The 19606-nt window shown below is 69.4% G+C and carries 14 protein-coding genes; 5 read left to right on the top strand and 9 right to left on the bottom strand.

Going from position 1 to position 19606, the window contains the following annotated elements; all coding sequences use genetic code 11:
• Positions 1 to 40 precede the first annotated feature (40 nt).
• Both ACRDSQ_RS31015 and ACRDSQ_RS31020 read left to right on the top strand, forming a co-directional pair.
• Positions 41 to 916, top strand: a complete 876-nt coding sequence (locus ACRDSQ_RS31015) for a hypothetical protein (protein ID WP_431426023.1) — start codon at positions 41 to 43, stop codon at positions 914 to 916.
• Between the two features lie 45 nt (positions 917 to 961).
• The gene (locus ACRDSQ_RS31020; protein ID WP_431426024.1) at positions 962 to 3424 is read left to right on the top strand and encodes a CapA family protein; all 2463 of its coding nucleotides are present in this window, start codon (positions 962 to 964) and stop codon (positions 3422 to 3424) included.
• Positions 3425 to 3487: 63 nt separating this feature from the next.
• On the opposite strand, the gene ACRDSQ_RS31025 is transcribed toward ACRDSQ_RS31020, so the two are convergent.
• Positions 3488 to 4954 (bottom strand): glutamate synthase subunit beta, encoded by a 1467-nt coding sequence (locus ACRDSQ_RS31025; RefSeq protein WP_431426025.1) that lies wholly within the window; start codon positions 4952 to 4954, stop codon positions 3488 to 3490.
• Positions 4947 to 9497 (bottom strand): glutamate synthase large subunit, encoded by a 4551-nt coding sequence (gene gltB, locus ACRDSQ_RS31030; protein WP_431426026.1) that lies wholly within the window; start codon positions 9495 to 9497, stop codon positions 4947 to 4949. Before gltB ends, ACRDSQ_RS31025 begins: the two co-directional genes overlap by 8 nt.
• Before the next feature lie 462 nt (positions 9498 to 9959).
• On the opposite strand from gltB, the gene ACRDSQ_RS31035 reads away from it, so the two are divergent.
• Both ACRDSQ_RS31035 and ACRDSQ_RS31040 read left to right on the top strand, forming a co-directional pair.
• On the top strand, positions 9960 to 10445 hold the full coding sequence (locus tag ACRDSQ_RS31035) for an FxsA family protein (RefSeq protein WP_431426028.1): 486 nt from the start codon (positions 9960 to 9962) through the stop codon (positions 10443 to 10445).
• 74 nt (positions 10446 to 10519) lie between these two features.
• On the top strand, positions 10520 to 11065 hold the full coding sequence (locus ACRDSQ_RS31040) for a superoxide dismutase (RefSeq protein WP_431426029.1): 546 nt from the start codon (positions 10520 to 10522) through the stop codon (positions 11063 to 11065).
• 453 nt (positions 11066 to 11518) lie between these two features.
• Here ACRDSQ_RS31040 and ACRDSQ_RS31045 read toward each other — a convergent pair whose 3' ends face one another.
• The 3 genes from ACRDSQ_RS31045 to ACRDSQ_RS31055 form a co-directional block, all read right to left on the bottom strand.
• The gene (locus tag ACRDSQ_RS31045) at positions 11519 to 12346 is read right to left on the bottom strand and encodes an NUDIX domain-containing protein (RefSeq protein ID WP_431426030.1); all 828 of its coding nucleotides are present in this window, start codon (positions 12344 to 12346) and stop codon (positions 11519 to 11521) included.
• On the bottom strand, positions 12333 to 12767 hold the full coding sequence (locus tag ACRDSQ_RS31050) for a pentapeptide repeat-containing protein (protein ID WP_431426032.1): 435 nt from the start codon (positions 12765 to 12767) through the stop codon (positions 12333 to 12335). Before ACRDSQ_RS31050 ends, ACRDSQ_RS31045 begins: the two co-directional genes overlap by 14 nt.
• A gap of 233 nt (positions 12768 to 13000) precedes the next feature.
• Positions 13001 to 13507, bottom strand: a complete 507-nt coding sequence (locus ACRDSQ_RS31055; RefSeq protein ID WP_431426033.1) for a hypothetical protein — start codon at positions 13505 to 13507, stop codon at positions 13001 to 13003.
• Positions 13508 to 13635: 128 nt separating this feature from the next.
• Between ACRDSQ_RS31055 and ACRDSQ_RS31060 the strand changes: the two genes are divergently transcribed.
• A complete protein-coding gene (locus ACRDSQ_RS31060; RefSeq protein ID WP_431426035.1) occupies positions 13636 to 15129 on the top strand; it encodes an endonuclease/exonuclease/phosphatase family protein in 1494 nt (497 codons plus the stop codon).
• A 1-nt stretch (position 15130) separates the two neighbouring features.
• Here ACRDSQ_RS31060 and ACRDSQ_RS31065 read toward each other — a convergent pair whose 3' ends face one another.
• From ACRDSQ_RS31065 to ACRDSQ_RS31080, 4 genes are all read right to left on the bottom strand, one after another.
• Positions 15131 to 15934 carry a hypothetical protein gene (locus ACRDSQ_RS31065; protein ID WP_431426037.1) on the bottom strand — a complete coding sequence of 268 codons (804 nt, stop codon included), beginning with the start codon at positions 15932 to 15934 and terminating at the stop codon, positions 15131 to 15133.
• 82 nt (positions 15935 to 16016) lie between these two features.
• Positions 16017 to 16661, bottom strand: coding sequence for a hypothetical protein (locus tag ACRDSQ_RS31070; RefSeq protein WP_431426038.1), 645 nt, complete (start codon positions 16659 to 16661; stop codon positions 16017 to 16019).
• Between the two features lie 108 nt (positions 16662 to 16769).
• Positions 16770 to 19271, bottom strand: a complete 2502-nt coding sequence (locus ACRDSQ_RS31075) for a DEAD/DEAH box helicase (protein ID WP_431426039.1) — start codon at positions 19269 to 19271, stop codon at positions 16770 to 16772.
• 155 nt (positions 19272 to 19426) lie between these two features.
• A partial coding sequence (locus ACRDSQ_RS31080) for an HNH endonuclease signature motif containing protein (protein ID WP_431426040.1) occupies positions 19427 to 19606 on the bottom strand: 180 nt, incomplete at its 5' end.

Raw genomic sequence — 19606 nt, forward strand, 5'->3', positions numbered from 1 at the left:
TCGGCGGATCGTGGTGTCAACATTCGCCGCGGTGCTGGCTGTGATCGTTTTCTTGGTGTTCCTCGCCATCGACCGTGATCCCGTAGACGGCGCCGCGTCGGGCGCGGGCGCCGACCTCGGCCAAGAGATCGCCGATTACGCCGCCGAACTGCGCGAGGACGCCCGTTATCGGGCACCGGACCCGGCCGAGAGCGCGACCCTCTCTGACGCGGTCGACAGGCTCAGCCAGGGCGCGGCGACCGACATGCGCACGACGTCGGACCGTCTGCGCAGTCTTGGCTACCAGGTGCGATCGGGCGTCGACGGCCCGACGGGGCGATCCTACGTCGTGATGTCCAACACTGCGGGCGTCGACCGGGCCTGGGGGCTCTACGTCATCGATACCTCCCGGCCCGCTCGGCTGGTGGTCGAGGTCCCACACCCGGCGTTTGATCTGCGCACCGAGGAGATCGGGCTGGAACTGTTCCGCCGGACGCCCGGCGCCGTGCTCGCGGTCGCGGGCACGCACCGCCGGGCCGCACGTGGGGCAGGTGATGTCGCGCACCGCGCGGACTCGATGTTCCACCAGGTCACCATGGCACTGGCCAAGCGGGGACTGCCGCAGGTCCAGCTGCACGGCTTCGACGATGGTTCGCTGTCCGATGCCGACATGGTCCTGTCGCCAGGCGTCACGCGCACCACCTCAGCGCTTCGCCAGGTGTCCGCGCGACTGGACGAGTCCGGCATCCGGGTGTGCGAGGCTTGGTCGGCCGAGTGCGGCGGGCTGGAAGGCAGGCGCAACCAACAGGGCGTCGCCGCCGCTGAGCAAGGATCGCGGTTTGTCCATGTCGAGATGAACAAGACCCTTCGTGACGACAGGCAGCGCTGGACCGGCGTGGTCGACTTGCTGGGCGAGACCGACTTCGACAGCGACTGACCTGCCTTTCCCGAACCACACCCTGAACATGAAGGAGCTTCCCGGGTGCGCACTGCTCTGATCCGACACAAGTGGCTGATCGCCGTCGTTCTTGTTGCGGGGGTCTGCGCCACGGCCCTGGTGGTCCACGTGTCCGGCGAGGACTGCGGCGACTGCCTGCGGGCTCCCGGGGGCAGCACCATCGAGGCCCGGGTGAAGGTAACCGGGGAGTCCGGCGAACCGCTCACAGGGGCCAGGGTCACCATGCACGGCATCGCCGACACCCCCCTGGTGCTCACAACCGACGACGAGGGCATCGTACGGACCCCGGTGATGTCCGGCCCCGCGGTCGCGATCATCGACGCGGACGGGCACATCGTCGAACCTGTCCCACTTGGTTGGTCCGACTCTGGCAAGGAGGTCACGGTCCGGCTGTTCGCCCGTCGCGCCGACCGGTTCGCGATGCACTCGTCCGGTGACGTGATGTTCGCCAGGCGCTATATGGTGCCAGAGGAGACGAGCGACGGGACCGCGCCCCTGATTCCCAACGACAACGCCGCGACGGGCGCCGAGCAGGTCGTCGCGGCGGTGGCACCCGCGTTCGGCGCGGCCGACTTCGGCACGGTGAACCTGGAGACGGTCGTCAGCGATCGACCCGCCGAGGCCGCCTACCCCGGCAAGCGGTTCATCCTGAACTCGGCGACCGGCACAGTCGCCGGGCTTAAGGCGCTGTCTGTCGACCTCGCCATCCTCGCGAACGACCACACGCGCGACCTCCTCGACGCGGGGGTCGCCGACACGTTGGCCGCACTGAGCAGGGCGAACATTCCCTCGGTCGGCGCTGGCGCCACCCCGGAGGCGGCAAGAGCGCCGTTCACCCGCGAGGTCAACGGGACCCCAGTGACGGTGTTCGCCTACAACGGCGTCGACGGGTCGTTCGTCAACTCGAGTTTCCCCGATGCCACGACGCGCAAGCCCGTCGATCTTCCGGAGAAGGAGGCCTGGCAGTACGAGTCACGCAGGTGGGGCTTCGCTGCGGCGAGGATCGCGTCAACGCCCAGGCGCATCCGTGAGGCATGGGAGCAGTACCTCCGCGCGGAGTCCACCGTCGGCGCCGATGTCGCGGCTCGCATGTGGGCTTCCCTGTCACAGGTATACCCCGAGATGCAGGACTGGGTGGCCCGGCGCGGCCACGGCGGCGCGGCGCCGTGGGACGGCGAGCGGTCGGAGGAGCAGATTCGGTCCGCGTCGGACGGGTTCACCATGGTGCAGGTGCACGCAGGTTTCGAGTTCCAGGACGCGGGGTCGGACACCACGCGTGAGGTCGCCCGCAAGGCGATCGACGCCGGCGCCGACATCGTCGTCGCCCATCACCCCAACGTGCTGCAGGGCGTCGAGTGGTACAAGGGCAAGCTCATCGCTTACAGCCTGGGCAACTTCGTGTTCGACCAGAACTTCCTCAGCACGTTCTCCAGCGCGTTTCTGCGCACGGTCTGGGAAGGCGACAAGCTGCTTGAAGCCCGCTTGCTGCCGATCGAGATCGTCGACTACAAGCCGGTCCCGGTCACCGACCGCGGTGCCGCCCAGGTGCTCACCCGGATTTGGGAGCGCAGTGTGCTGGCCGCGGAGTCCTACCGCGACAGTGCCAACCAAGTGCGCGCACGGCAGGTCGAACGCGGCGCCGACAGCGTGACCGCACAGATCATCATCGAGCGGCACACCGGACGGATCATCCAGGAACCACCCACCGAACAGCAGGTCAAAGTACCGCTGGGTCCGCGGGAGACGGTCGACCTGGGCACATGGGCTCCGGTGCACGCCATAGCCCACCCGGAGGAGGTTGACGGGGTCGACATCGGCCGCGACCTGTTCGGCTGGGGCCACTTCGAGGACGAGTCCGCGGACGGCTTGGTCAGCGAAGCGATCCACTGGAGCGTCGACAGCAAACGGGAAGGCGCCCGACCCGGCCAGACTCCGCAGGGCCTGCGGTTCATGCGGCTGGAGACCCGGGACGGCGACTCCGTGCAGACCCGCACGATCGCGCGTGTGCCACTGCCACGGCACCGCGTCTACAAGGAGCGCAACGGCAAGGCCGTCGGCGCTGACCCCGCACCGGCCTACTCGATCGTCGCGATGGTGCGCCGGGCGACGACGGCGGCGCCGGAAGTGCGGTTCGAGGTGTATCACTTCGACGACAGCAATCCGGCCGAGGACCCGTCGTCGCAGGTGGTCGCGAGTTACGTCAAGCCGATCGACGTTCCCGCCGACGGCGACTGGCACCGGGTGATCATCGACCTGACGGCGGCCGAACTCGATGCGGGCCCGGTCCAGGGCAACATGGTCATGCCGTACTTCCGGCTCAACAGCCACGATGGCGGCCGGGTCGCCTGGGTCGACATCGACGACGTCCGGTTCGTCGAGTGGCGGGCCGCGTCGGGGATGACCGGCGCTGTCGCCCCGTTCGTCATGGCTCGCAACCGCGGCGACGCCGCCACCGAGCTTCCCCTGGTCGTCCGGGGATCGCGCTGACGCGGTCCTGGAGGTAGAACGGCCCGCGAGCGCCATTGCTCGCGGGCCGTCGTCAGCACCCCATCAGACCAGCGGACGGTCCGTGGGTTCGATCGGCCGCGGCAGCACTGCCCGGCCGGTCAGGTAGGCGTCGACGCCTGCCGCGGCGCTGCGGCCCTCGGCGATCGCCCACACGATCAGGGACTGGCCGCGGCCCATGTCGCCCGCGGTGAAGACGCCCTCGACGGAGGTCTGGAAGTCGGCGCCCCGGGCGACGTTGCCGCGCGGGTCGAGGTCGACGCCCAGGTCGGTCAGCAGGCCGTCCTTCTCCGGGCCGACGAAGCCCATCGCCAGGGTGACCAGGTCCGCCGGGATCTCCCGCTCCGAGCCGGGGACCGGGACGAACTTGCCGCCCTCGTTGGCGACCTCGGTCAGCCGCAGCGCCCGCACGTTGCCGTCGGCGTCGCCGAGGAACTCCGTGGTGGCCACCGAGTACACCCGCTCGCCGCCCTCCTCGTGGGCCGAGGTGACCCGGTAGAGCATCGGGTACGTCGGCCACGGGTTGACGTCCGCACGCGTTTCCGGCGGCTTGGGCATGATCTCCAGCTGGGTGACCGAAGCCGCCCCCTGCCGGTGTGCCGTGCCGACGCAGTCCGCGCCGGTGTCGCCGCCGCCGATGACCACGACGTGCTTGCCCTCGGCGTGGATCGGGGACCGGTCCAGCGTCCCGGCCGCGACCTTGTTCGCCGGGGGCAGGTACTCCATCGCCTGGTACACGCCGGTCAGTGAACGCCCCGGGATGGGCAGGTCGCGCCACGCGGTGGCGCCGCCCGCCAGGACAACGGCGTCGTAGTCGGCGCGCAACTGCTCGACAGTGACGTCCACGCCGACGTTGACGTTGGTGCGGAACTCCGTGCCCTCCGCCTTGATCTGCTCAAGACGCTTGTCCAGCCGGGACTTCTCCATCTTGAACTCGGGGATCCCGTACCGCAGCAGCCCGCCGATCGCGTCCGCCCGCTCCAGCACCACGACATCGTGGCCGGCGCGGGTCAGCTGCTGGGCGGCGGCCAGGCCCGCGGGCCCGGACCCGACCACGGCGACCTTCTTGCCGGTGCGCACGGCCGGGACCTGCGGCTTGATCCAGCCCTCGTCCCAGGCCCGGTCGACGATGGAGATCTCGACGCGCTTGATGGACACGGCGTCGTCGTTGATGCCGAGAACGCACGCGGTCTCACACGGCGCCGGGCACAGCGTTCCCGTGAACTCCGGGAAGTTGTTGGTCGCGTGCAGCCGCTCGGAAGCGGTCCGCCAGTCATCGCGCCAGACCAGGGTGTTCCACTCCGGCACCAGGTTGCCCAGCGGGCAGCCCTGGTGGCAGAACGGGATGCCGCAGTCCATGCAGCGCCCGGCCTGCTGCCGTCCCTTTGCGGCGCCGAACTCGGCGGCGCTGGATTCCTCGTACACCTCGCGCCAGTCCTTGAGGCGCAGGAACACCGGTCGGTGGGACGCGTTCTCCCGCGGCGTGGTCAGAAAGCCCTTGGGGTCAGCCATGTGCGGCCTCCATGATCGCCTTGTCGATGTCGCGGCCGTCGCGCTCGGCGGCGGCGCGCGCGGCCAGCACGCGCTTGTAGTCCTTCGGCATCACCTTGGTGAAGCGGCGGACCTCGTTGTCCCAGTCGGCAAGCAGCGCCCGGGCGACCGCGGAATCGGTCTCCGCCAGGTGCTTCGAGACGACCTCCCGCAGGAACACGGTGTCATCCCAGCTGTCCTCCGCCAGATGAACAGGGTCGAGGTCGACCATCTCCGGGTTGACCCGCTGCGCGGCGAGGTCGAGCACATAGGCGATGCCGCCGGACATGCCCGCCGCGAAGTTGCGCCCGGTGGGCCCGAGCACAACCACACGACCGCCCGTCATGTACTCGCATCCGTGGTCGCCCACGCCCTCGACGACGGCCAGCGCGCCGGAGTTGCGGACGCAGAATCGCTCGCCCACCTTGCCGCGCAGGAAGATCTCGCCGCCGGTGGCGCCGTAGGCGATGACGTTGCCCGCGATGACGTGGTGCTCGGCGGTGTACTGCGAGCCCGGGTGCGGGCGCACGGTGATGCGGCCGCCGGACAGTCCCTTGCCGACGTAGTCGTTGCCGTCACCGACGAGCCGCAGCGTGATCCCGCGCGGGATGAACGCGCCGAACGACTGGCCCGCCGTGCCGGTGAAGGTCACGTCGATGGTGTCGTCGGGCAGGCCCTCGCCGCCCCAGCGCTTGGTCAGCTCCGAGCCGAGCATGGTGCCCACGGTCCGGTTGACGTTGCGCACGGGCAGCTCCAGCCGCACGTGGTCGCCGGAGTTCAGCGCGCCCTCGGCCAGCTGGATCAGCGTGTTGTCGAGCGCCTTCTCCAAGCCGTGGTCCTGCTTGGTGACGCAGTGCCTCGACGCACGCGGCTCCAGTTCGGGCACGTGGAAGATCGGCGACAGGTCCAGACCCGAGGCCTTCCAGTGGTCGACCGCGTCGCGCATGTCGAGCAGCTCGGCGTGGCCGACCGCTTCCTCGATCGAGCGGAAGCCCAGCGCGGCAAGGTATTCCCGCACCTCTTGGGCGATGAACTCGAAGAAGTTGACGACGTACTCGGCCTTGCCGCTGAACTTGGCCCGCAGCACCGGGTTCTGCGTCGCGACACCCACCGGGCAGGTGTCGAGGTGACACACCCGCATCATGACGCAGCCCGAGACGACCAGGGGAGCGGTGGCGAAACCGAACTCCTCCGCGCCCAGCAGCGCCGCGATGATGACGTCGCGGCCGGTCTTGAGCTGACCGTCGGTCTGCACGACGATCCGGTCGCGCAGCCGGTTGGCCAGCAGCGTCTGCTGCGTCTCAGCCAGACCCAGCTCCCACGGACCACCCGCGTGCTTGATCGACGACAGCGGAGAAGCACCGGTGCCGCCGTCGTGGCCCGAGATCAGGACCACGTCGGCGTGCGCCTTCGACACACCCGCCGCGACCGTGCCGACGCCGACCTCGGAGACCAGCTTCACGTGGATGCGGGCCGCCGGGTTGGCGTTCTTCAGGTCGTGGATGAGCTGCGCCAGGTCCTCGATGGAGTAGATGTCGTGGTGCGGCGGCGGCGAGATCAGGCCGACACCCGGCGTCGAGTGCCGGGTCTTGGCGATCCACGGGTACACCTTCGTGCCCGGCAGCTGCCCGCCCTCGCCGGGCTTCGCGCCCTGCGCCATCTTGATCTGGATGTCGTCGGCGTTGACCAGGTACTCACTGGTGACGCCGAACCGACCACTGGCGACCTGTTTGATCGCCGAGCGCCGCTTCGGGTCGTAGAGCCGGTCGGAGTCCTCGCCGCCCTCACCGGTGTTGGACTTCGCGCCCAACTGGTTCATCGCGATGGCCAGCGTCTCGTGCATCTCCCGCGAGATCGAGCCGTAGGAGATCGCGCCCGTGCCGAACCGCTTGACGATCTCGGAGACCGGCTGGACCTCCTCGATCGGCACCGGCGGTCGCACGTCCTCCTTGAAGGCGAACAGGCCGCGCAGCGTCTTCAGCGACGCCGACTGGTCGTCGACCGCTCGGGTGTACTCCTTGAAGATCTCGTACTTGCCCGCGCGGGTGGAGTGCTGCAGCTTGAACACCGTGGTCGGGTTGAACAGGTGCGGCTCGCCCTCGCGGCGCCACTGGTAGTCGCCACCGGTGATCAGGTCGCGGTGGGTGGCCCGGACGCCGTCGCGCGGGAAGGCCTGCGCGTGCCGCTGCGACACTTCCTCGGCCAGCACATCGAAGCCGACGCCACCCAGGCGCGAAGCCGTGCCGGTGAAGCAGGAGTCGATGACCTCGGCGCCGAGGCCGAGGGCCTCGAAGATCTGCGCGCCGGTGTAGGAGGCCACAGTGGACACGCCCATCTTGGACATGGTCTTGCGGACACCCTTGCCCAATGCCTTGATCAGGTTTCGGGCCGCCTTCTTCGCGTCCACACCCGCGATCAGACCCTGCTCGGCCAGTTCCTCGACCGTGGCCATCGCCAGGTACGGGTTGACCGCGGCGGCGCCGTAGCCGATCAGCAGCGCGATGTGGTGCACCTCGCGGGCGTCACCGGACTCCACGACCAGGCTGACCTGGGTCCGGGTCTTCTCCCGCACCAGGTGCTGGTGGACCGCGCCGACCAGCAGCAGCGACGGGATCGGGGCCAGGTTCTCGTCGACACCCCGGTCGGACAGCACGATCACCCGGGCGCCGTGCTTGATCGCCCAGGACACCTCGGCGCGGATCTCGTCGAGCTGCTCGCGCAGCGCGTCACCGCCGCCGCGCACGTCGTAGAGGCCGTGGATGGTGACGGCCTGGTACTCCGGGCGGTCGCCGTCGTCGTTGGCGTGCACGATCTTGGCGAGCTCGTCGTTGTCCAGCACCGGGAACGGCAGCGTGATCCGGCGGCAGGAGTCGCCGTCGACCTCGAGCAGGTTCGGCTCCGCGCCGAGCGCTGCGCCCAGCGAGGTCACCAGCTCCTCGCGGATCGCGTCCAGCGGCGGGTTGGTGACCTGGGCGAAGAGCTGGCTGAAGTAGTCGAACAGCGGCCGCTGGTTCGTCGACAGCGACGCCAGGGGAGCGTCGTTGCCCATCGAGCCGATCGGCTCCGCGCCGGTGCGGGCCATCGGCTGCAGCAGCAGCGACAGCTCTTCCTCGGTGTAGCCGAACGCCTGCTGCCTGCGCACCAGGGAGGCGAGCGTGGGCACCTCGCGCTCACGCTCGGGCAGCGACTCCAGCGTCGTCAGTCCATTCGCGACCCACTCGGCGTACGGGTGCTCCGCGGCGAGGGTGCCCTTGATCTCCTCGTCGTCGACGATGCGGCCCGCGGCCGTGTCGACCAGGAACATCTTGCCGGGTTCCAACCGTCCCTTGCGGACGATCGTGGTCGGGTCGATGTCGAGCACGCCGACCTCGGAGGCCAGCACGACGAGGCCGTCCTCGGTGACCCAGTAGCGGGCCGGGCGCAGGCCGTTGCGATCGAGCACGGCGCCGATCTGGGTGCCGTCGGTGAACGAGACCAGCGCGGGACCGTCCCACGGCTCCATCAGCGTCGAGTGGAACTCGTAGAACGCCCGGCGGGCCGGGTCCATCTCGGTGTGGTTCTCCCACGCCTCGGGGATCATCATCAGCACCGCGTGCGGCAGTGAACGGCCGCCGAGGTGCAGCAGCTCCAACACCTCGTCGAAGGACGCCGAGTCGCTCGCGCCGCGGGTGATGACGGGGAAGATCCGCTTGAGGTCGCCCGGGATCAGGTCGCTGGCGAGCATCGACTCGCGCGCGTCCATCCACGCGCGGTTGCCGCGCAGGGTGTTGATCTCACCGTTGTGGGCGACGTACCGGTACGGGTGCGCCAGCGGCCACGACGGGAAGGTGTTGGTGGAGAAGCGGGAGTGCACCAGGCCGACCGAGCTGGTCACCCGCTCGTCGTTCAGGTCGGGGAAGAACAAGCCGACCTGGGGCTCGGTGAGCATTCCCTTGTAGACGATCGTCCGCGAGGACAGCGAAGCGAAGTACACGTCGGTGTCGTGCTCGGCGCGCTTGCGCACACAGAAGGCCAAGCGCTCCAGCGGAAGGCCGGACACGCCGTCGGCGGCGGCGATGAACAGCTGGGAGAAGTACGGCATGACCGACGCGGCGGAGGCTCCGGCGTGCTCGCGGTTGACCGGCAGCTCGCGCCAGCCCAGCACTACGGCGCCCTCTTCGGCGGCCACGCGCTCGATGACGGCCACGGCCGCGGCGCGCTCGGTCTCGTCGACCGGCAGGAAGGCGGTGCCCACGGCGTAGGCGGCGGGCAGATCGAACTCGACGACCTCGCGGTAGAACCCGTCCGGAACCTGGATCAGGATGCCCGCGCCGTCACCGGTGTCCGGCTCGGCGCCGCGGGCGCCGCGGTGTTCCAGGTTGCGCAGGGCGACGAGCGCTTTGGCGACGATGCCGTGGTCTCTGCGACCGGCGAGGTCGGCCACGAACGCGACACCACAGTTGTCGTGCTCGTACTGCTCGTCGTATAGACCAACACCGCGGCCCCCATGCTGGGTTCGACCGAGTGGGTCCTGGCGGGTCGTCATGTGAAGCGGCCCTCCCTCTGCTCTGACGCGCACACGGGCGCGCCGAGTAGTCAGGGGAAAGCCGCAATGGGCACTTTCACCGTCGACTCGGCCCGGTGTGCGTCGCGTGCTGTGCGGCGACGTGCGGAAATAGCCCGGGCTTGGGCGGTTGAGCGCACCTCATCGTGCGGAGTGGCAGCGCACCTCGTCGTGCGGCCTACGTGCGGCGGTTGGGTCCGGTGTGGACGCCGTCGTCACGCGATATCGCCCCAGGATCGTCTGGGACTTTCCATGACAATAGTGTGAACTCGGCGTTATCGGGATACGCCGAACGGAGCTCGTGGCGAACACCACGTGCCCTTGACGTCGGGCCATCGTCGCCATGATAGCTCTGACCAGGCGATTCTGTGTTTCGGGAGCGTTTCGGGGTCTTCGGACGTTGGGCAGATGTCCGGTCGAAATCTTCCAGGGAAGGGACTTGCGGTGCCGATTCTGTTGGTGCTGTTCCTCGCCGTCGTAGCGGAAATCACCGTGATGGTCACTGTCGGCAACCTTGTCGGCATCCTGCCGACCATCTTGCTGCTTATCGCCGCGACCTTCCTCGGCGTTGCACTGCTGCGCCGAGAGGGCACCAAAGCACTCGTCGCACTGCAGGCCGCGGTCACTGCCCGACGCCCGCCGGAGCGCGAACTCGTCGACGGCGTCCTCGTCGCGGCCGCGGGCGTGCTGGTGATCCTGCCCGGCTTCATCAGCGACATCCTGGCGATCCTGCTGCTCCTCCCGCCGACCCGCGCCATCGTGCGCCGCAGGCTCATCCGCCGGGCCGAGGTCGCGGTCGCCAACCGGGAGCGTCGGACGATCATCGTGGACTCAATGGTCGTCGACCCGGACACCGACTATCCCCACCCTTCCGGTTCAGACGCCAAGCCGACTATCTTCCTCCCGGAGAGCAGGCGCGAGACCGACTGAGCGGCCTTCTCCACCTGGTGAACAGGCCGATGTCCCGCGTGCCTGTCGCCGCTTGTCTCGGAAGGATTGGCCGCATGCGTCGTTCCCTTGTCGCGATCCCCGCGGCGGCAGCACTGCTGCTCGCCGTGACGATCCCCGCGTCCGCCGCGGGCCCCACCTCGGGCACGTTCCAGACCTACAGCCCGGGCGCCACCGCGATCACGTACGCGCCCGACAAGGTCCCCGTCGGCGCCAAGGCCACGGTCGTCCCGATCTCCGAGGGCGAGAAGACGGTGGTCCTGCTGCTCGTCAAGGACCTGCTGCCGCACCGCCACTACGGCGCCCACGTGCACGTCAAGCCCTGCGGCGCGCTGCCCGCCGACGCGGGCCCGCACTTCCAGAACGTCAAGGACCCGGTGGTCCCGTCGGTCGACCCGGCCTACGCCAACCCGGACAACGAGATCTGGCTCGACTTCCACACCGACGCCCGCGGCCACGGGCACGCGACGGCCAAGGTCGACTGGACCTTCGGCGACCGCGCGGCCGACTCGGTCGTCATCCACGCCGAACACACCCACACCGCCCCCGGCGAAGCGGGCACCGCGGGCCCCCGCCTGGCCTGCCTCACCCTCGACGACTGACGTCTCCGCGCACCCGACTCGGCCACCCCGACGATCTCCTTCGTCCGGGTGGCCGAGTTCGCGTGTCGACCCCAACGTGCCGCACCCCGAATCGTCGACGGGGAAGACTTGGGCGGAGCCGCCCGGATGCGGCGGCGGCCGACGGCGGAGGAGACGCTGATGACGCCGATCGTGACACGCGGAGGACCCGGACTGGTCGCCGGGCTCGGCGCAGCATGGCCGGGGTTGGGGAATTCCCGCTTCGCCGTCAGCGCGGTGGCACCTGCTACTTCGGCCAGGTGCGGGTCCGGCTGGTCCAGGGCACCTCGCTCCGGTGCGGCGGATCCCGACGACCGCACCTCCCAGCAGCCGCACACGGAGCCGGACTTGATCGAAGCCGCGTCACCGGCGCCGCCGACGGGGTCGCGCTGACGCGCGACTGCGGTGTGGCCGTCGACGGCTGGTTCGTCTTGCTCAGGCAAGCAGCGACAGCACCGTCCGCGGACCGCTGACCTGGGCGCCCGCCTTCTCGCAGCGGCGTCGCAATTCCCGGTCCGCCGTGATCACCAGGCGCGGCGCGTCGAGGCTGCCGCGGGCCATGGCGACGATGGTGTCGTCGCCGCTGCCGGGGGCGTCGACGACGGTGACGCCGTCGACCGAGCCGATCCCGCGGGCCGCGCCCTCGGTGACGAAGAGGATCTCCGGGAACGCGAGGTCGAACGGGGTGATCCCGGTGAAACCCACGACCTTTGCCAACTCGTCGCGGAGTCGGGCGGCGGCGCCCGCGCGGTCCTTCCACCAGCCGTCGGCTCGGGCGCCCATGACGTTGGCCGCATCCACGATCAGCACCGGGCGGCGCAGGGCGGTGCGCAGGGTCGGCCAGGCCTTGGCGAACGGCGGGTACAGGCTGAGCCGTTCGACCTTGTCCACCGCGATCCACGCCGCGGCGCGGGTTTCGCGGGAGGCGCGCTCGACGGTCGGCATCGTGTCGATGGAGCCGATCACGGTGTCGTAGCACCAGTTGCCGTGGTCCACGCCGATCACGCCGAACGGTGTCACCAGCGTGGTGTCGAGGGTGGATTCCTCGGCGGTCTCGCGCAACGCGGCGGCGACGGCGTCCTCGTGGCTGTCGCGCGCGCCGCCGAACAGCGCCCACGTGCCGCCGCCGTGTGTCCAGCGCGAGCGGTGCTGCAGCAGGACGTGCCCGTCGTGCACCGGCAGCAGGCCCGCCGCGCCGAAGCGGCCCCAATGGAGGTGCCCGCGCCCGCAGCGGACCAACCGGTCACCGTCACCCCGTGCCATGCGCCTCCTCGAGAGCGGCGGGAACGCCATTGGCGAAGTCCGCGCCCTCCAGTATCGGGGCGACGCCGAAGGTCGCGCCCCCGAAGGCCGCCGTGTCGGCGAACTCCGCGTTCTCCAGGTGGACGGGCCCGGCGAACCGTGCGGGGTTGAACCGGGCGCCCCCGCCGAATCTGGCCTTGCGGAACCAGGCTGGCCCGTCGAATGTCGTCTGGACGAACTCGGCTTCCTCGGCGAAGGTCACGTTGTCGAACACGCCACCGCGGGCGAAGCGCACGCCGTAGAAGGTGGTCTTGCCCGCGATCTCCGCCTTGCCGAACCGGCACGCGGCCCGGAACTCGGCGTGGTGGAACCGGGCCGCCCCGAACTTCGCCTCCTCGAACGAGACCACGCCATGGAATTCCGCGTTCCCGCCGACGTGCATCAGTTCGAGTCCGGTGTCCGTGGTGAACTCCGCCTCGGCGAAACTCGCGTGACCGTCGACGCGCAGGTTCCTGAACTGCGCGGAACCCTCGAAAGTCGCGCCGGCGAACCCGACGGACTTGAGCCTGCAGCAGACCAGGTCGAGGTCGATCAGGGTCGCGCCCGAGAGGTCGAGCGTGATGTCCGACCAGAACGTCGACCCGCCCTCGCCGAGGTCGGGATGGACGTGGTGACTCAGGACCCGTTGGGCCGCGACCCGGACCTCGCGCTCTTGAACCCGCGCCTGAGCGCATAAAGGCCCGCGAGGCGCACCGGGGCCTTGTCGGAGCCGAGCTGGTCGGCGGCCTTGGTGTCGAGCTCGGTGATCCGCCGCTCCGCCGCGTCCTTCTCCGAGGCGTCCGCGGTGCGCTGCTGGTGGGCGACAGTGTCGGCGGCGACCTGCCGCTGCAGGGCCAGGGCGCGCTCGCGGTTGTCGAGGTCGTCCTCGGTCGCCCGTTGGCGACGCCATGCCAGGTACAGCGCGAACACGCCGCCGCCGCCGATCCCGATGCTCAACCCGATCCGCAGCGCCTCGAAGCGCGCGGCCACCAGCTTGTCGTCGGTCAGCCCGCGGGTGCCCGCCCACCACAGCACGGTCACCACCACGGTCGTGAACACCGTCAGCCCGACGACGACCGCCGTCAGCGTGCGTCTGGACAGGGGTTTCAGGGCAGCGCGACCAGGCTCATCGGAAACGACCACACCTGATCTTCGCGCATCACCCGGGACGCGGGTGTGGAATCGGCGAGTCCTTGCTCCTCAGCCGTTATTCGTGGGCTGTTAGTGTGAAATTCTTGTCCCGAGTTCCTTGTTGGTCCACCGTGCGCACGGTGAGAATCGCATTGAGCACGATCATCGCCGCCCTGCTGCTCGCCATCGGCTTACCCGCCGAAGCCGCCACGGCCACCTTCACCCTCGATCGGGCCGAGTACACGGTCGGGACCCCGGTCACCGCCACGTACACGACCGACCGGCCCGACGACCAGAACTGGGTCGGCATCTACTCCGACCCGGGCAACGCGCCGGTCAACGGCACCTACGTCGGACCCAGCACGGCGTGGGTCTACGCGCCTGGCGCGTCCGGCACCGTCAGCCTGCCGACGACGTCGCTGAGCCCCGGCGCCTACGTCGCCTACTTCCTCTACAACGACGGCTACACCTCCCTCGCCGCCCCGGTGCGCTTCACCGTGGTCGGCGCCGGGGCCCAGCCGCCCGCGTTCCTCGCCGACCCGACGCCGCTGCGCAACGCGCGGGTGGACGCAGCGTACCGGGCGAAGATCGTCGCCATCGACCCCGACGGCACCAAAGTGACCTACCGCAAGGTTTCCGGCCCATCGTGGGCGCGGGTCGCCGCTGACGGCACGGTCTCCGGCACCCCGCGGGTCGCCGATGTCGGCGTCAGCCAGGTCGTCGTGTCGGCCACCGACGGCGAAGGCCTGACCGCGCGCGCCACCGCCGCGATCACTGTCCGGCCCGTGGGGCAGAAGCTGGTCCCGGAGCCGGTCGTGACCGCGTTCAACGTGTGGCACTCCGGCTCGCAGGTGACCGGTGGTGTCACGAAGCAGATGCGGTTCCTGGTGTCCTCGGGCAGCGACGTCGTCGGCCTGTCGGAGAGTCGCGGCACGCACGCGAAGACGATCGCCGACGCCCTGGGCTGGTACTCCGTGCACAACGGCGGCGACCTGGCCATCATCAGCAAGTACCCGCTCGGCGCGACATTCACCGCCGAGGCCGGGTTCGGCGCCCGCGTCGAGTTCGCCGCCGGTGAGCGCGCCGTGATCTGGGATGTGCACCTGAACTACACGCCCTACGGCCCGTACGACGCGTGCTTCGACAAGATGAGCGTCGACCAGATCATCGCGCGGGAGAGCCAGTCCGGCCGCGTCCGGGAGATCGAGTCCGTGCTGCGCGCGCTGGCGCCGCACAAGGCCGAAGGCATCCCGGTGTTCCTCGTCGGCGACTTCAACGCGCCCTCGCACCGCGACTGGACGCCCGCGGCGGCGGGCCTGCACTGCGGTTACACGGTGAACTGGCCGGTCAGCCAGGCCGTCGAGCAGGAGGGCCTGGCCGACTCCTACCGAGTCGTGAACCCGGACCCGGTCGCCGTGCCGGGCAACACGTGGTCGCCGGTGTACCCCAGGCACAACGGGAGCACCGGTGTCGTCGAGCCGCAGGACCGCATCGACTTCGTCTACTCGGTCGGGCCGGTCCAGGCGCTGACCAGCAGCGCGGTTGTCCGCGGGAACCCCGTGGCGGTCCCGAACCACAAGGGCAACGAGTGGGCTTCGGACCACGCCGCCGTGGTCACCCGCTTCCGGATGTGAGTCACTGAGCCCCCACCTCCTCGCCGGGGGTGGGGGCCTGCTCCTCGATGGCGGGCACCGGGGTCGCCGCCTCCCACATCCGCTCGGCCTCCGCCACGAAGTGGTGGAACCACGGCCCGTCCTGGGCGGTGAGCGTGAAGATCGGTCCCGCTTCGCGGCGGGGTGCGAACTCGTAGTGCTGCACGCAGATCAGGCCGCGCGGGCTGGTGACGTCGAGGCAGTTGAACCCGGCGGACGGGATGGTCGACAGCACTCGGACTTCGAGCCTGCCCTCGTTGCGGGCCTGGATCGTGGCGAGGTCCTCGAGTGTGGTGAGGATGCGCTGCTTCACCCGGCCCGCGCCCAGGCTGTGCGCCATCCGCCGGTCCGCGGTCTCCATGAGCGTGTCGTCGTGCGGGTCCGGCACCAGGACGCGGATGCGGCCGCCCGCGGCCAGGATGCGGGGGAAGTCGGTGGTCAGCCCCTGCATGGTCCTGGTCATGGTCAGGCCGATGACCAGCATGTCGAACGAGGCCGCGCGCCGGGCTATGAGGTCGGCGGGGAACTCCGACTTGAACAGCGCCGCCGGGTTCGGCCGATGGGCTTTCCCGAGCTCATCGAGCTGGCGGCGGGACTTGATCTGCGACAGCGCCAGCCAGGCGAGCAGCGCGAGGACTACCGACGAGAGGGTCTTCACGTCCGACAGGCCCGAGGCGCCCAACATCGTGAACGCCACGGCCACCAAAGCCAGGATGTAGAGATCGACGTTGTCGTCGTTGATCACCCGCACCAACAACCGGCGTAGCCTGCCTGGTCCTTGAGACATATTCGGATCTTGTCAGAGTTCGCCCACGGCGGTCAGGTAAACGACAGCGGTGCCCGCCTCGTCGGAGGCCGTGCTGGGCCCGTCAGAGCGACCGGGCGCTGTCGACCACCTTCTGGTGGTACTGCCGCATGGTCTCGCCGTAGGCGCCGGTCGCTGCCTCGCCCGTCGCGATGGTGTCGACAGTCAGCACGCCCTTGCCGTTAGTCACGTACCTGCCCCAGCGAACCACCTTCGCGCCGGTCGGCTCGGTCCAGCTCATGGTGTAGTCGACCGCGGGCAGCCCCTTGTGCACGGCGTCAGTGACCGAGTCGACCTTTGCGTCGGCGACCCCCTTCTTCTTCGCCTCGCGCACCATGACATCCGGGAGCCTGAGGAGCGCGGCCGGGCTGGCGTCGGGCAGCTCGACGAAAACTACGGTGAGGGTGTTCTGGTCAGCCTTCAGCGGGCTCAGATCGATCTTGTGTGTGCGCTGCGGCGGCTTCGAGTCGCCGTCCTCCGACGGCGGCACTTTGTAGGGCATCTGTAGCGCGAATCCCGTCTTCGGGTCGTCCATGTCGAACCAGGTGGGCCACTCGGTGATCGGCGGCACCAACGGGCGCGGCGCCTTCGACGTGCTTGTGGTCGGCGCGGAAGCTGACGTCGACGTCGGAGTTTCGGTGGTGGACGCGGTGGCGCAGGCAGACGTGGCCAGCAGGCACAGCGCGCCCGCGGCGAGCAGTGAACGCATGAAGATCCCCAGGTTGAGACGAACCGCCGACCGTCCCGGTCGGGGCCCGCACACTGTAGGTCAGGCGGGGTGAGCGCCGTCCACTTGGTTGTCTAGGGTCTCAATGGATCAGAGTTCGCCCACGGCGGTCACGTAAACGACCGCTGTGCCCGCCTCATCGGAAGCGGCGAGGTCGATCTCGGCGGTGAAGCCCCAGTCGTGGTCGCCTGCGGGGTCTTCGAAGATCTGCCGGACCAGCCAGCGCTCGGCCTCGGTCTCGATGATCAGCAGGGCCGGGCCGCGCGCGTTCGGGCCGGTGCCGATCTGGCTGTGCTGCTCGAAATACGGGGTGAGCGCGTCGGACCAGGCTTCGGCGTCCCAGCCGCTGTCGCCGTCAAGCTCACCGAGCGCGTAGTAGTCGCGGCGGGCCGCGAGCTGGACGCGGTGGAACAGCGCGTTGCGGACCAGGACGCGGAAGGCGCGGGTGTTCTTGGTGACCGCGGGCGGGGTGTCGTCGACCCGGTCCTCCAGCTCGCCGGTCTCCGGGTTGGTGAGCTTCTCCCACTCGTCGAGGAGGCTGGAGTCGACCTGGCGCACCAGCTCGCCGAGCCACTCGATGAGGTCGGTGAGGTCCTCGGTCTTGGCGTCGTCCGGGACGGTCTGGCGCACGGCACGGAAGGCGTCGGCGAGGTAGCGCAGGACCAGGCCTTCGGAGCGGGTCAGGGCGTAGAAGGAGACGTACTCGGTGAAGGTCATAGCGCGCTCGTACATGTCGCGCACGACGGACTTGGGGGAGAGCTGGTAGTCACCGACCCACGGGTGCCCGCGCCGGTAGGTGTCGAAGGCGGGGAGCAGCATCTCGGCCAGCGGCTTCGGGTGGGTGACCTGCTCCAGCAGCTCCATCCGCTGGTCGTACTCGATGCCCTCGGCCTTCATCGCCTGCACGGCCTCCCCGCGCGCCTTGTGTTGCTGCGCGGAGAGAACCTGACGCGGATCGTCCAAAGTGGACTCGACAACGGAGAGCACATCCAGCGCATAGCTGGGCGACTCACGGTCGAGCAGCTCGATCGCCGCCAGCGCGAAGGGGGAGAGCGGCTGGTTGAGGGCGAAGTCGAACTGCAGGTCGACGGTCAGCCGGACGGACCGCCCCTGCTCGTCGGGCTCGTCGAGCTTCTCCACGACGCCCGCGGCCAGCAGCGCCCGATAGATCGCGATGGCCCGCAGGATGTGTCGGCGCTGCGCGGGTCGGTCCTCGTGGTTGTCGGTCAGCAGCTTGCGCATCGCGGTGAAGGCGTCACCGGGGCGACCGATCACGTTGAGCAGCATGGAGTGGCTGACGTGGAAACTGGAGGTCAGCGGCTCCGGCTCGGCGGCGACCAGGCGCTCGAACGTCGGCAAGCCCCAGGACACCATGCCCTCGGGCGGCTTCTTCCGCACGAACTTGCGGCGCTTCTTCGGGTCGTCACCGATCTTGGTCAGCGACTTCTCGTTGTCGATCACATGCTCGGGCGCCTGGACGAGGACCGTCCCGAGCGTGTCGTAGCCCGCTCGGCCCGCTCGGCCCGCGATCTGGTGGAACTCGCGGGCCTTGAGGATGCGGGTCTTCACGCCGTCGTACTTGGAAAGGGACGTGAACACGACGGTTCGGATCGGGACGTTGATGCCCACGCCGAGGGTGTCGGTGCCGCAGACGATCTTCATCAACCCGGCCTGCGCCAACCGTTCCACCAGCCGCCGGTACTTCGGCAGCATGCCGGCGTGGTGCACGCCGATGCCGTGGCGCACGAGCCGGGAGAGGGTCTTGCCGAAGCCGGAGGAGAACCGGAAGTTCCCGATCAGCGCGGCGATCTTCTCCTTCTCCTCCTTCGTGCAGACGTTGATGCTCATCAGCGCCTGCGCGCGTTCCAGGGCGGCGGCCTGGGTGAAGTGGACGACGTAGATCGGGGCCTGGTTGGTGCTGAGCAACTCGTCCAGCGCCTCGGTCAGGGGCGTCATCCCGAAGGAGTAGAAGAGCGGCACCGGGCGTTCGGCCGAGGTCACCACGGCGGTGTCCCGGCCGGTCCGGCGGGTGAGGTCGTCCTTGAACCGCGTGACGTCGCCGAGCGTGGCCGACATCAGGACGAACTGAACCTTGGGCAGCTCCAGCAGCGGAATCTGCCAAGCCCATCCCCGGTCGGGCTCGGCATAGAAGTGGAACTCATCCATGACGACCTGGCCCACGTCCGCCTCGGCGCCGTCGCGCAGGGCGATGTTGGCCAGGATCTCCGCGGTACAGCAGATGATGGGCGCGCTGCCGTTGACGCTAGAGTCGCCGGTCATCATGCCCACGTTCTCGGCGCCGAACATCTCGCACAGGGCGAAGAACTTCTCCGACACCAACGCTTTGATGGGCGCGGTGTAGAAGCTCCTGACCCCTTGCGCGAGCGCGGTGAAGTGCGCGCCGGCCGCGACCAGGCTCTTGCCGGAGCCGGTGGGGGTGTTGAGGATGACGTTGGCCCCGGAGACGATCTCCATCAGCGCCTCCTCCTGGGCGGGATACAGGGAAAGACCCTGATCGGAGGCCCAGGTGGCGAAGGCGTCGAACAGCTCGTCGGGTTCGGGGGAAGCGGGCAGCCGCGAAGTGAGCGTCATGGTGCTTCGATCGTGCCTGGTCCACCCACGAGCTCGTCAGGCGGGGGCATTCTCGCGTTGAATGGTCCGAGCACGATCTCCCGCGACGGCCACTCCGACGGCGGGCACGCCACATACGAAACAGGCGGTCGTAGGCGGTGGCTCGGTGGCCGTGGTCAGGCCGCCGAGTGTCGTGGTGTTGCGGGGATGGGTTTTCGGTGGGGGTCGTGGTAGGCGGGTGGGGTGAACTCGGGCAGGCCGTTGATGATGGTGACGGCCCAGTCGGAGTTGTGGATCAGGCGGTGGTGGGTGCCGCAGAGGAGTACGAGGTTGTCGAGTGCGGTGGGCCCGCCGTG

The organism is Actinokineospora sp. (genome assembly GCF_050699995.1).
Taxonomy (GTDB): domain Bacteria; phylum Actinomycetota; class Actinomycetes; order Mycobacteriales; family Pseudonocardiaceae; genus Actinokineospora.

What these genes read in the sequence shown, in the direction of transcription:
- ACRDSQ_RS31025 (WP_431426025.1), bottom strand. Translation starts at nt 4,954, where the DNA reads ATGGCTGACCCCAAGGGCTTTCTGACCACGCCGCGGGAGAACGCGTCC.
- gltB (WP_431426026.1), bottom strand. Translation starts at nt 9,497, where the DNA reads ATGACGACCCGCCAGGACCCACTCGGTCGAACCCAGCATGGGGGCCGC.
- ACRDSQ_RS31040 (WP_431426029.1), top strand. Translation starts at nt 10,520, where the DNA reads ATGCGTCGTTCCCTTGTCGCGATCCCCGCGGCGGCAGCACTGCTGCTC.
- ACRDSQ_RS31045 (WP_431426030.1), bottom strand. Translation starts at nt 12,346, where the DNA reads ATGGCACGGGGTGACGGTGACCGGTTGGTCCGCTGCGGGCGCGGGCAC.
- ACRDSQ_RS31050 (WP_431426032.1), bottom strand. Translation starts at nt 12,767, where the DNA reads ATGCACGTCGGCGGGAACGCGGAATTCCATGGCGTGGTCTCGTTCGAG.
- ACRDSQ_RS31065 (WP_431426037.1), bottom strand. Translation starts at nt 15,934, where the DNA reads ATGTCTCAAGGACCAGGCAGGCTACGCCGGTTGTTGGTGCGGGTGATC.
- ACRDSQ_RS31070 (WP_431426038.1), bottom strand. Translation starts at nt 16,661, where the DNA reads ATGCGTTCACTGCTCGCCGCGGGCGCGCTGTGCCTGCTGGCCACGTCT.
- ACRDSQ_RS31075 (WP_431426039.1), bottom strand. Translation starts at nt 19,271, where the DNA reads ATGACGCTCACTTCGCGGCTGCCCGCTTCCCCCGAACCCGACGAGCTG.